Below are 12,552 nucleotides of genomic sequence, written 5' to 3' on the forward strand. Positions count from 1 at the left end.
CACGAGGGCCATGTCGAGGTTGCGCACGTAGATCACGTCCGCCGCGCGCAGGTCGCGCCGGCGGCGCAGCGCCCGCACGATGCCGACGGCGAGGCGCGGCAGGCGGCGGGCGTAGTTGCGGTCGACGGTCAGGCCGAGCGGGACGATGTCGTCCGCCACCGGAGCCTCGGCCGGCACCCCGCCCGGGCGGTCCCGCTCGAAGGCGTACACGATGACCGACCACCCGGCTTCCCGGATGGCGTCGATCCGCTTCCGGACCGTGGGCTCGGCCCTGTCATGTCCGAAGAAGGCGACGCGGCGGCCGCGCGCGGCCGCTGAGGTGCTCGCGGAGGTGTTCGCGGAGGTGTTCGCGGAGACCCCGAGCGCCGGGGCCGGCGCGACCGGGGCCGGCGCGAAGGCCGCCACGGGGTCGAGGCCCTCGGCGAGCGGGCCGGTCACNGGGCCGGTCACGAGGCCGCCCGGGTGGCGCCGCGGGCGCTGTGCCGGGCCGTGGCCCAGCGGGTCAGCGCGCTGCGGAAGCCGCCGCGCCGGACCGCCGGCCCGTCATTGGTCTTGTTGAGCACGATGCCCAGCACGGTGCTGCCGCTCGACTCCAGATCGTGCACGGCGGCGGCGACGTCGTCGATGCTCGTCCGGCCCGCCTCGACCACGATGATCAGGCCGTCGAGCCCGTCGAGGAGCGGCCGCAGGGTGGGGAGCTCGTCCACCGGCGGCAGGTCGACGACGACGCGGTCGAGGGCGGAGCGTCCGTCCCCGACAACCGCCGCGACGCCCTCCGGGGTCATCAGATCGCTGAAATGGGGATCGTTCGGGTGACGGTTGCCGCAGGCGAGCAGGCGGACTTCGCCGGGCTGGGGGCGGACCGCCTCGGTGGCGCAGCAGCGGCCGGCGAGCACGTCGAGGAGGCCGCGCTGCTCGGTGGCCTGGCTGAGCCGCGAGAGCGTCGCCTGCCGCACGTCGGCGTCGATCATCAGCACCCGGCCGGAGCTCGACCGGGCGCGGGCGAGGAGCTGGCCGAAATTGCTCGCGAACAGGGTCTTGCCCGCGCCCGCCCCCACCGAGGTGACGCCGATCGCGAAGACCGGGCCGCGGCGGTCGCTGCCCAGGACGTGGGCCTTCAGGCTGTGCAGGCGCTCGACGAACACCGATTGCGGCATGAACCGCACGGCGCTCGCCCGGAACGCCTCGACGCTGGCCGGGCGCTGCGCCTCGTTGGCATGGGCCTGCGCCAGCGCCAGTGCCGCCCGGAAGCCGGGCTCGCGCCGCAGCTCGGGGAGGGCGGCGAGGCAGGTCAGGCCGTGGCCGGTCAGCTGCCGGGGCGTGCGGATCGTCCGGTCGAACCAGTGCCGCGCGAAGGCGCCGCTCACGCCGAACCCGGTGCCGACCAGGAGACCGAGCAGCATGATCAGGCTGCCGCGGGGCGCGCTCGGGGCTTCCGGCACGGTCGCGGGCGTGATCACGTGGGCGGAGGGCTGCGGATAGGATTGCTGGTTGACGGCGTCGATGTAGCGCTGGAGCAGGTTCGTGTAGATCTGGTCGTAGGTCTCGGCGGTGCGGTCGAGCTCCTTCGCCTTGACTCGGGCGTTGCTCATGATCAGCGTCTTCGAGATCAGGGCGTCGAAGGCCGCCGTCATGCTGTCCTCGCGCGCCTTGGCGACCTCGTAATCGTGGTCGAGGGACACGGCGAGGCGCTCGAGCTCGGTGCGCAGCGACTGCTTGGCCGCCTGGATGTCCCGCTGGATCGCCTGGACCGCCTCGTGGTCGGGGCCGAGGCGGCGCTTCAGGTCGTCGGCGCGCTGGACGAGGTCGACATATTGCCGGCGCAGCTGGATGATCACGCTGTCCTTGAAGGCCTCGGTGATCCCCGGATCGGCGATGTCGGAATCGAGCAGACCGCGGATCTGGTCGCGCACCGCGCGGGCATCGACGGTCTTGGACCGGGCGGCCGCCACGGCGGTGTTGAGTTCCTCCACCTGCTGCTCGCCCACGAGGCCGCGCTTGCCCAGGTCGATGATGGTGTGCTCGGCCTTGTAGGTCTGGGCCTCGCGCGAGGCCTGGCTGGCGCGCTGCTGGAGTTCCTTCAGGCGCGGCAGCATCCACTCGCCGGCGACCTTCCAGACCTGGGCCCGGTTCTCCAGCTCGGTGCTGACATAGGCCTCGGCCACCGCGTTCGCGACGGAAGCCGCCGTGGCGGGATTGTCGGCGCTGTAGCCGACCTCGATGACGTAGGCGGCGCCGATGCGGCTGGCCTCGACGTTCTCGCGCAGCGTCCGCGCCTGACGCAGGTCCGGGCTGACGGGGGCGGGGTCCAGGACCGGGCGTTCGGCGCCGATCAGCCGGAGGGGAAGCGCCTTGGCGGCCTTCACGAACTCCCGGACCTTCGCGAAGAGCGGGTGCGTCGGCACCGCCAGATCCTGCAGGGCCGACGCGTCGAGCCTGTGCACGGCGGCGAGCGCGATCTTCTCCGAGCGGATGTACTCGACCTGGCTCTCGACCTCGGCGATCTCGAGCGGGGTCCCGGCATTGGGCGTGTCGCGGGCCGTCACCGGGCTGGAGCGGCTCTCGATGTAGACGCGAGCCCGGGCCGTGAAGATGGCCGGCGCGGTCGCGACGTAGATCCCGGCGCAGACCAGCCCGACGGCGGCCAGGGCCAGGATCGACCGCCAGTTCTGGCGCGCGATGGTCAGGATCGAGACCTGGGCCTCCGTCTCGGGCGAGAAGTGCTGGCCGCGCCAGGCTCCGGTCCCGCCGGGGCGGGTCGCGCCGATCGGCAGGAAGGACGCGCTGGTCGAGTGTCGGTTCATGGCTCTCTCCTCACCGCGGCGGTCACCGCCTCGGGGCGCTCTCCGTCAGGGGGACGCCGACTCGGCCCGATGGGCGCGTCGAGCCGGGGCGGGTGGGTCAGTTCTGGCCGGCCCCGTCGCCGACGCCCCGCATGGCGGGATCCGGCCTGAGCGCGATCTCCACGACGTCGCCCGGCAGGAGTTCCGTGTCCTCGGCGGCGTCGATCTGCGTCTTGGCCGGACCGCTCTGCCGGAAGACCGCGATCGTCGCCCGCGCGCGGCTTCCGGACAGGAGCTGGGCCCGGAGGGCGCCGGTGTAGACCAGCTTGTCGTTGATGCTGTTCAGGCGCGACCGGAACGTCGCCAGGTTGTTCTCCGCGACCTGGAGCTTCTCCAGGGCGTCCATGGCCTGCACGTCGTCGACCCGCTCGAGCTTGCGGCCGACCTCGCTCTTGTCGCGCTCGAGCTGGGTGAGCTGGACCGTCGTCTGCAGGGCGCGGGTCGAGGAGAGCAGGACCGCGCGGCGCGCGTCGGTCAGGCGCGTCGTGACCACCGCGCCGCGCTGGAACAGCGCGCGCACCGTGTCGTACTCCTCGGCGTCGGCGGTGACGCCCTCCTTCTCCTTGCTCTGCTGCTCGCTGAGGCTGGCGAACTGCGTCTGCGTCCGGGCGAGGGAGCGCTGCAGGTGGTCCTTCTCCTTGGCGATGTCGGTCATCTGCACCCGGAGCTGCTGCTCGGCGAGCTTCTGCGCGGGAGTCGCGCGGCTGCCCGGAGCGGCGTCCGGCGGCGGCGCGGACTTGTCGCCCCGCGACGCGGCGACGATCGCCTTCAGGCGCCAGATCGTGGCGGATTCCCGCTGGATGCTCGCCCAGGTGCTGTCGTACTCGGCGCGCAGATTCGCCGTCTCGACGACCGGGTTCTCCATCCTGAACCGCAGGAGGTTGTAGCCGCCCGCGAGGGCGATCGCCTGCCGCACGGTCATGCCCGGGTGGAACGGGTGCTCGCCCTGCTTGGTCACGTCGCCGCTCAGGTAGACCGGCTGGTACTTCGAGATCCGTACCCCGATCTCGTCGGGCTCGAGCACGGCGATCGACTCCTTGCCCTCGGAGTTGCGCTGCCGCACCGCCTTGGCGGGCAGCGACTTCTGCAGGCTCTGGCGCAGCTCCGCGACGGTCAGCCCGGCGGCCGGCACGTCCCCGAGCAGCGGGACCATCACGGTGCCGTCGGTGGAGACCGTCGCCTCCTGCTTGAAGCTGGGGATGCTGAGGGCCGTGACCTCGATCGTGTCGCCGGGGCCGATGCGGTACTCCGCGGCCGCCGGCAGCGCCGACAGGGCGAGCAGGCACGCCGCGAGTCCGGCGCGGGCGGCGCGGGTGGTGGCGCGGTTGGCCGCGGTCTTCGTAGACGTCTTCGACACGCATCGTCCCCTTGGCTCGCCCCCGGAGCCCGGGCGCGGCGATCGAGCGGCAGGACCGCGCGCCGGCCTCACGGGCTCATGAGGGCTGAGACGGCATGATGCGTAACGGCCGAGCCAGCCGGGACTCCTCCAAATGGCGGGCGCGCGCATCCATGCCGGGGCGGGGGCTTCGCCTTTCGGCGTAGGCCCCGTGACCCGAAGGGCGCGCCGGGGCCGGGAGGGGCCACCCCGGATGGGCGCCGTTCGCCTTTCGACGGACGAACCGCATCGAAAGCCTGGGTTCCCGTCCGTCCGCGGCTCTGTGCAGTTTTGACGCACAGAAGTTCGGCGGAAGGAGCGGCGGGTATGCCGATTACCGATGCGGATATTGGACCGGATGTGGGTATCTTCTACCCGGATCTAGTCAATATTTATGGATGTCGGATCGAAAGCGGTTCGCGCATCGGCCCCTTCGTCGAGATCCAGCGCGGCAGCCGGATCGGCCCGCGCTGCAAGATCTCCTCGCACAGCTTCATCTGCGCGGGCGTCTCGATCGGGGCCGAGGTGTTCGTCGGCCACGGCGTGGTCTTCACCAACGAGCTCTACCCGGAAGCCACCAACGCGGACGGGAGCCTGAAGCGGGACGGCGAGTGGGAGCTCGTCGAGACCGTGGTCGAGGCCCGCGCCTCCATCGGCTCCAACGCCACCATCGTGGCGGGGATCACCATCGGCGAGGGCGCCCTGGTCGGCGCCGGTGCCGTCGTGACCCGGGACGTCCCGGCCTTCGCCATCGTCGCCGGATGCCCCGCGCGGGTCGTCGGCGACACGCGCACCAAGCGCGCCGAGAGCGCCGCGCGCGCCCGATCCGTCCAGTCGCCGCGGCCCGAGCCGGCCGAGCCTCTGCAGGTTGCTTGAGGGGAACGCAGTCATGATCTCGATCGGTATCGTCGGATACGGCTACTGGGGGCCGAACCTCGCCCGGTGCACCTCGGAGAGCGAGCGCTGCCAGCTGGTGGCCATCGCCGACCAGTCGCCCGCCGCGCTCGCCCGGGCCGGCAAGCGCTACCCCGCCGTGCAGCTCCATCAGGACTGGCGCGACCTCGTGGCCGATCCCGCGATCGACGCCGTCATGGTGGCGACGCCGGTGAGCTCGCATTTCGAGATCGCCATCCACGCGCTGCGGGCCGGCAAGCACGTCTTCATCGAGAAGCCGATCACGCCCTCGGCCTTCGAGGCCCGGCTGCTGATCGAGGAGGCGGCCAAGCGCAACCTGACGCTGATGGTCGACCACACCTTCGTCTACACGGGCGCGGTCGAGAAGATCCACGAGCTCGTCACGACCGACGCGATCGGCGACGTGTTCTACTACGACTCGACCCGGGTGAATCTCGGCCTGTTCCAGCGCGACGTGAACGTGATCTGGGACCTGGCGGTCCACGACCTCGCCATCCTCGACCACATCCTGGACCTCGCCCCGGTGGCGATCTCGGCGAGCGGCACCGGCCATTTCAGCGGCCGCCCCGAGAACATGGCCCACCTGACCGTCTTCTACCCGCGCGGCGTCGTCGCGCAGATCAACGTCAACTGGCTCGCGCCCGTGAAGGTGCGGCAGACGCTGATCGGCGGCAGCAAGAAGATGATCGTCTACAACGACCTCGACCCGATCGAGAAGGTCAAGGTCTACGACCGCGGCGTCACCGTCGGCGGCGGCACGGACGACATCACCGAGCTGATGGTCTCCTACCGGACCGGGGACATGTGGTCGCCGCACCTGTCCTTCCGCGAGGCGCTGATCGTCGAGATCGAGCACTTCGCCGATTCCATCGAGAACGGCACCGCGCCCATGACCGACGGCCACAGCGGCCTGCGCGTCGTCGAGATGCTCGAGGCCGCCATGCGCTCCCTGCGCCAGAACGGCACCCCCATCGACCTCATGCCACTTGCGAGGGCCTCGTGATCCCCTTCCTCGACCTCAAGGCGCAGTACGCCGCGATCGGCGGCGACGTCGAGACCGCGGTCCTCAACGTCCTGCGCAGCGGCGACTTCGTCCTCGGCCCGGCGGTCAGCGCCTTCGAGGCGGCCTTCGCCGAGGCCTGCGGCGCCCGCCACGCGGTCGCCGTCAGCAGCGGCACCGCCGCGCTGCACCTCGCCCTGCTCGCCCTCGACATCGGTTCGGGCGACGAGGTGATCACGGTCTCGTCGACCTTCGTGGCGACGGTGGCGGCGGTGCTGTACGCCGGCGCCACCCCGGTCCTGGTCGATATCGACCCGGTGAACTGGACCATGGACCCGGCCCTGGTCGAGGCGGCGATCACGCCCCGCACCAAGGCGATCCTGCCGGTGCACCTCCACGGCCGGATGGCCGATCTCGACGCGCTCGGCGCCATCGCCCGCCGCCACGGGATCGCCCTCGTCGAGGACGCCGCCCAGGCGCACCTCGCCGAGCGCGGCGGGCGCAAGGCCGGCACGATCGGGGATCTCGGCTGCTTCAGCTTCTATCCCGGCAAGAATCTCGGGGCCTACGGCGAGGGCGGCGCCATCGTCACGGACCGGGACGACCTCGCCGCGGCGGCCCGCTGCCTGCGCGACTGGGGTCAGCAGGGCAAGTACAACCACGTCCGCCACGGCTTCAACCTGCGCATGGACGGCGTCCAGGGCGCGGTGCTGGGGGTCAAGCTCCCGCATCTCGAGGCCTGGACCCGCGCCCGCCAGGCGGTGGCGGCGGAGTACGGCGCCCGGCTCGCCGGACTCGGCCTGGAGCTGCCGGCCCCCGCCGGGCTCGACCACGTGTTCCACGTCTACGCCGTGTCGACGGCGGACCGCGAGGGGCTGCGCCAGTACCTCAACGCGGCCGGCATCGCCACCGGCATCCACTACCCCGTCCCGGTCCACTGGCAGCCCGCCTACAGCCACCTCGACGACGGCGCCGGCCGCCTGCCGGTCACCGAGCGGCTGGCCGCCCGGACCCTGTCCCTCCCGATGTTCCCCGAGATGACGTCCGCGCAGATCGACACCGTCTGCCGGGCCGTCGCCAGCTACTGCGAGGTCGCCGATGCCCAAGCTGCGTGAGGTCACCAAGGGGAGCCGGTTCAGCGGCGACCTGCGCGGGGCCCGGATCCTGGTCACCGGCGGATCGGGCTTCATCGGCTCCCACATCATCGACCTGCTGGTCGAGGCTGGCTGCGACGAGATCGTGGCCATCGACAACATGATCCGCGGCCGCCCCGAGAATCTCGGGGACGCCCTCGGCTCCGGCCGCGTCCGCCTCGTCCAGGGCGACATCCGCGACCGCGCCCTGATGGACACGCTGATCAAGGGCACCGACGTGGTGTTTCACCAGGCGGCCCTCCGGATCACGCAGTGCGCCGCGGAGCCGCGCCACGCCTTCGAGGTGATGGCCGCCGCGACCTTCAACCTGCTGGAGAGCTGCGTCGAGGCCGGCGTCGCCAAGGTGGTGATGGCCTCCTCGGCCTCCGTGTACGGGATGGCGGAAGTCTTCCCGACGACCGAGAAGCACCACCCTTACGACAACCGGACCCTGTACGGCGCCGCCAAGTCCTTCGGCGAGGGCCTGCTGCGCTCGTTCAACGAGATGCATGGGCTCGACTACGTCGCGCTCCGGTACTTCAACGCCTACGGCCCGCGGATGGACCTGACCGGCCGCTACACCGAGGTCATGGTTCGCTGGATGCAGCGCCTGGCCGAGGGCCAGTCGCCGATCGTCTTCGGCGACGGCCTGCAGACCATGGACCTCGTCCACGTCCGCGACATCGCCCGGGCCAACATCCTGTCGGCGATCTCGCCGGCCACCGACGTGGTGCTCAACGTCGGCACCGGCGTCGAGACCTCGTTGGTCGACCTCGCCGGCCACCTCACCCGGATCATGGGCCGGGACGGCACGCCGCTGATCCACGAGGCCGAGCGGGCGGTGAACCCGGTGCCCCGGCGCCTCTGCGACACGCGCCTCGCCAAGGAGCTGATCGGCTTCGAGGCGAAGATCGGGGCCGCCGAGGGCCTCGCCGACCTCGTCGCCTGGTGGCAGGACGAGTCCCGCTCCGAGCACCTGCGGCGGGCGATGGCATGATCCCGATCGCCAAGCCCGAAGTCGGCGGACCCGAGGCCGAGGCCGCCGCCGCCGTCGTCCGCTCCGGATGGCTGACCCAGGGGCCGCAGGTCGCGGCCTTCGAGGCGGAGTTCGCCGCGACCGTCGGCGCGCCCCACGCCTGCGCGGTCTCGAACTGCACGACCGCGCTGCATCTCGCGCTCCTCGCCGTCGGGGTCGGCCCCGGCGACGAGGTGGTGACGGTGAGCCACAGCTTCATCGCCACCGCCAACGCCATCGCCCAGTGCGGGGCCACGCCGATCTTCGTCGACATCGACCCGGCGACCTTCAACATGGCCCCGGACGCCGCCGCGGCGGCGATCACCGAGAGGACGAAGGCGATCGTCTGCGTCCACCAGATGGGCATGCCCTGCGACCTGGAGGCGATCGTGGCGATCGGGCGCCGGTCCGGCATCCCGGTGATCGAGGACGCGGCCTGCGCGATCGGCTCCGAGCGGCTCCAGGGCGACGTCTGGCGGCCGGTCGGCAGCCCGGCCGGCGACATCGCCTGCTTCTCGTTCCACCCGCGCAAGGTGCTGACCACCGGCGACGGCGGCATGATCACCACCGCCAATCCCGACTGGGACCGGACCTTCCGGCTGCTGCGCCAGCACGGGATGAGCGTCTCGGACATCGCCCGCCACGGCAGCGCCCGGGTCGTGGTCGAGGAGTATTCCATCGCGGGCTTCAACTACCGCATGACGGACGTGCAGGCGGCCATCGGCCGGGAGCAGCTGAAGCGGCTGCCCGACCTGATCGCCCGGCGCCGCGCCCTCGCCGACGGCTACCGCGCGCGGCTGGCCGACCTGCCCGGGGTGACGCCGCCGCCCGAGCCGATGGGGCTGCGCAGCAACTGGCAGAGCTACTGCGTCCGCCTCCCGGACGGCGCGGACCAGCAGGCGGTGATGCAGGCGATGCTCGACCGCGGCATCGCCACCCGCCGGGGCATCATGTGCGCGCATCTGGAGCCGCCCTACGCGGAGGCGCCGCGGCGGTTCGCGCTGCCCGAATCCGAGCGGGCGCGCGACCACGCGATCCTGCTGCCGCTCTACGCGGCGATGACGGAGGCGGAGCAGGATCAGGTCGTCGACGCCCTGCGCGACGTCCTGCGCGAAGTTCTGCGCGAAAACCTCCACGACGCCGCGTGATGAGCCCGTCCGTCCCTCTCGTCGCCGAGGCCGGACGCGGCACGCTGCGCGCGCTGAAGCGGACGGCCCGCGCGGTCGGGATCACCCGCGGCCGCGCGGCGGCGGCCCGCATGGCCACCGAGCGCTACGCCCTCGCGGTCGGCGGGCGGACGCGGGTGCGGCCCGGGGGGCGGATCCTCTGCTACCATTCCCTCGGCGAGCCGAGCTACGGCGTCAACGACGTCAGCCCGGCCCGTTTCCGGCGGCAGATCGAGACGGCGCTCCGCGCCGGCTACCGGTTCGTGCCGGCCGAGGTGATCGCGGAGACGGGCGGGGCACCGCACGACCTCGCGATCACCTTCGACGACGCCTGCAAGTCGGTCCTGACCGTCGGAGCCCCGATCCTGAGCGCCCTCGGCCTGCCGTGGTCCCTGTTCGTCGTGTCCGGCTGGTGCGAGGCGATCGGGACCGGCCGCTCCGACGCCTACCTGTCCTGGCAGGAGGTCGAGGCGCTGGCGGCCGCGGGCGCGCGGATCGGGAGCCATTCCGTCACGCACCCGGATTTCGGCAGGCTCGCGCCGGATCAGGCGGCCGACGAGCTGGTGCGGTCGCGCGAGACGATCGGCCGCCGGCTCGGGATCGTGCCCACGAGCTTCGCCATCCCGCTGGGTCAGTCGATGAACTGGAGCACCGCGGCCGGCCGCCTCGCCCGGGAGGCCGGCTACCGGACGGTCTACGCCCAGGCCGAGGAGACGCGCCCGGCCGGGACGGTCGCCCGCACCTTCGTGACCCGCTTCGACGACGCGATCGTCTTCCGCGGGCTGCTCCGCGGCCGCTTCGACGCCTGGGAGGAATGGGTGTGAGGCGCCTCTGCGCCCGACCCGCGATGGATACAGGATGGGGCTGAGGGGATCGATGGACAGGACAGGCCAGACGCGCGTCTCGGTGATCGTACCGACCTACAACAGACCCCAGCTGCTCCGCGTCGCGCTCGCGAGCATCCGCCACCTCGAGGCGCCCGACCTGACCTTCGAGATCCTGGTCGGCGACAACGGGAGCGCGCCGGAGACACCCCGCATCGCGGCCGAGTTCGGCGCGGTCTACATGAAGGTGACCAAGCGCGGGGCGAGCGCGGCGCGCAATGCCGGCCTCCGGGCGGCGACCGGCGAGTTCATCGCGTTCCTCGACGACGACGACGCGTGGATGCCCTCGAACATCCGGCCCCAGCTCGCCCTTCTGGACGCCGACGCGAGCCTGGACGGGGCCCTCGGCCAGGCCTGCACCACCGATGCCAGCCTCGAGCAGCCCGGCGCGCCCTGGCCGGCGCAGGATCCCGGCCGCGGCGACGGCCTGCTGCGCGCGATGCTGAGCGGCTACTTCCCCCAGCTGGGCACCCTCGTGGTGCGCCGGCGCGTGCGCGACCTGATCGGCCTGTTCGACGAGGCCCTGATCGGCGGTCAGGACCTCGACTGGCAGCTGCGGATCGCGCGTCGGCGCACGCTCGCCTGCACGCTGGTGCCGGTCCTCCTGTTCCGGGGCCGGGTGCACGGCTCCTACGACCAGCTCCAGTACAGGCGCCTGTGGTACGACCGCTTCATCTTCCTGCGGCACAGCATCCCGGAATGGCGGATCTGGACCTCGCCGCTCCACTTCCTGCGGGCCTACAAGGGTACGCTCCAGCACCCCTACTGGTACTTCGTCACCGTCACGATCGCGGCCGCGGCGGCGGGGCAGCGGAAGCAGGCCCTGCGGGCCGTGCGGGGGGCGTTCTCGGTCTTCCCGCTCCTGACCGCCGTGCACCTGGTCACCCGGCGCGACTTCCGCCGCGCCATCCTCGCCTCGGCCCTGAGGCTGCGCACGACCGCGTGACGGCCCGGCCGGCGCGCGGCCCCACGAGCACGACGAAGCGGGCGCGGCCATCCCGGCCGCGCCCGCTTCGCTCGGAACCGTACCCGCTCCGGCCGACGGGATCCCGCGGGCCGATCACCGGTCCCGGCTCCCCGGGACCGGCCGTTCCGGCCTTCAGGCGGTCATCGTCCGGGCAAACTTGTCCTCCGGCCACCAGCCGAACAGCTCGCCGACCTTGAACGGGTCGAAATCGCCCGTGCTCGCCTGCGGCGCAGCGGTATTCGCGGTCCGCATGCGGCGCACGGCCTGGGCGAAGCCCCGCCCCAGCAGCCGCTTCACGTGGAACTTGATCCACGGCATCGACCGCCAGGCCGAGGCGTTGATCTCGGAGGCGAAGGCGATGCAGTCCTTCATCCCGGCGATGTCGCCGCGCTCGAAGGCGAGCCCGGCCATCCAGCCCGTCTGCACGATCAGGCGGCCCTGCATGGCGCCGATCAGCCTCGCGGCCTCCTCCGGGTCGAAGCGCCGCTCGGTCAGGACCGTCCTGGCGGTGCTGAGCTGCTCCCGGAGGTCGCTGAGGGGCCGGCTCATGTAGGCGGTGGACATGTTGGCGTCGTGGCGCCGGTAATAGGCCTGCACGGTGTTGAGCGCCGCCACGGAAGATTGCGTGGCGATCCGCATCCAGATCTCCATGTCGCAGGTGCTGGGAAACCGCGGATCGAGGCCGCCGACCTGGTGCTGCACGGCGGTGCGGATCAGGGCGGTCGGGGAGGCCACCCCGCACCAGTGCAGGCAGGAGCGCTCCAGGAACTCCGATCCGGACAGCACGACGTAGTCGAACGACCGCGCGGAGGGCTCGCGCCCGATGGTGAAGTCGCCCGGCACGACCCGGGCCAGCCCGTAGGCCATCGCGACCTCCGGGTGCCGGTCCATCACGCCGGCCGCCCGGGCCAGGGCGCCCTCGGTCAGCGCGTCGTCGGCCGACAGCAGCAGCGTGTACTTGGATTCGGCCCAGTCCATGACGCCGACATTGGCGGTGCCGACCAGACCCTTGTTCTGCGCGTTGCGGTGGTAGGTGATCCGGGCGTCCCGGGCGGCCAGGGCCCGCCCGACGACCGGCGTGTCGTCCTGCGACGCGTCGTCGACGATCAGGATCCGGACGTCGACGCCCGCCTGCGCGAGCACGCTCGCGACGCAGGATTCCAAGTAATGGGCGTAATTGTAGCACGGGATGACGACGTCGACACTCGACATGGGCGGCTCCGCGGCTTGTCTTCGGGGATGGATCGGCCTTCG

10 protein-coding genes are annotated in these 12,552 nt (G+C 72.0%); 7 read left to right on the top strand and 3 right to left on the bottom strand.

Annotated elements, in window-relative coordinates; translation table 11 throughout:
- Positions 1–446 precede the first annotated feature (446 nt).
- Both MOTC310_RS28815 and MOTC310_RS28820 read right to left on the bottom strand, forming a co-directional pair.
- Positions 447–2,804, bottom strand: a complete 2,358-nt coding sequence (locus MOTC310_RS28815) for a GumC family protein (protein WP_331304243.1) — start codon at positions 2,802–2,804, stop codon at positions 447–449.
- 97 nt (positions 2,805–2,901) lie between these two features.
- Positions 2,902–4,200: a polysaccharide biosynthesis/export family protein gene (locus MOTC310_RS28820; RefSeq protein ID WP_331291771.1), complete on the bottom strand. Its 1,299-nt coding sequence runs from the start codon at positions 4,198–4,200 to the stop codon at positions 2,902–2,904.
- Between the two features lie 345 nt (positions 4,201–4,545).
- Here MOTC310_RS28820 and MOTC310_RS28825 point away from each other — a divergent pair, with 345 nt between their 5' ends.
- Genes MOTC310_RS28825 through MOTC310_RS28855 form a run of 7 tightly spaced genes read left to right on the top strand, consistent with a single transcriptional unit; the run spans position 4,546 to position 11,277 of the window.
- Positions 4,546–5,094 (top strand): acyltransferase, encoded by a 549-nt coding sequence (locus tag MOTC310_RS28825; protein WP_331291770.1) that lies wholly within the window; start codon positions 4,546–4,548, stop codon positions 5,092–5,094.
- Positions 5,095–5,107: 13 nt separating this feature from the next.
- A complete protein-coding gene (locus tag MOTC310_RS28830) occupies positions 5,108–6,136 on the top strand; it encodes a Gfo/Idh/MocA family protein (protein ID WP_331304244.1) in 1,029 nt (342 codons plus the stop codon).
- Positions 6,133–7,248 (top strand): DegT/DnrJ/EryC1/StrS family aminotransferase, encoded by a 1,116-nt coding sequence (locus MOTC310_RS28835; RefSeq protein WP_331304245.1) that lies wholly within the window; start codon positions 6,133–6,135, stop codon positions 7,246–7,248. Before MOTC310_RS28830 ends, MOTC310_RS28835 begins: the two co-directional genes overlap by 4 nt.
- Complete coding sequence (locus MOTC310_RS28840; protein ID WP_331304246.1) at positions 7,232–8,263, top strand: NAD-dependent epimerase/dehydratase family protein; 1,032 nt, start codon at positions 7,232–7,234, stop codon at positions 8,261–8,263. Before MOTC310_RS28835 ends, MOTC310_RS28840 begins: the two co-directional genes overlap by 17 nt.
- Positions 8,260–9,429: a DegT/DnrJ/EryC1/StrS family aminotransferase gene (locus MOTC310_RS28845; protein WP_331304247.1), complete on the top strand. Its 1,170-nt coding sequence runs from the start codon at positions 8,260–8,262 to the stop codon at positions 9,427–9,429. The genes MOTC310_RS28840 and MOTC310_RS28845 overlap by 4 nt, the downstream gene beginning before the upstream one ends.
- The gene (locus MOTC310_RS28850; protein WP_331304248.1) at positions 9,429–10,271 is read left to right on the top strand and encodes a polysaccharide deacetylase family protein; all 843 of its coding nucleotides are present in this window, start codon (positions 9,429–9,431) and stop codon (positions 10,269–10,271) included. The genes MOTC310_RS28845 and MOTC310_RS28850 overlap by 1 nt, the downstream gene beginning before the upstream one ends.
- A gap of 52 nt (positions 10,272–10,323) precedes the next feature.
- Positions 10,324–11,277 (top strand): glycosyltransferase family 2 protein, encoded by a 954-nt coding sequence (locus MOTC310_RS28855; protein WP_331304249.1) that lies wholly within the window; start codon positions 10,324–10,326, stop codon positions 11,275–11,277.
- A 153-nt stretch (positions 11,278–11,430) separates the two neighbouring features.
- Here MOTC310_RS28855 and MOTC310_RS28860 read toward each other — a convergent pair whose 3' ends face one another.
- Positions 11,431–12,510, bottom strand: coding sequence for a glycosyltransferase family 2 protein (locus MOTC310_RS28860; RefSeq protein WP_331291763.1), 1,080 nt, complete (start codon positions 12,508–12,510; stop codon positions 11,431–11,433).
- Between the last annotated feature and the right edge of the window lie 42 nt (positions 12,511–12,552).

This window comes from Methylobacterium oryzae (assembly GCF_036441375.1).
Taxonomy (GTDB): domain Bacteria; phylum Pseudomonadota; class Alphaproteobacteria; order Rhizobiales; family Beijerinckiaceae; genus Methylobacterium; species Methylobacterium oryzae_A.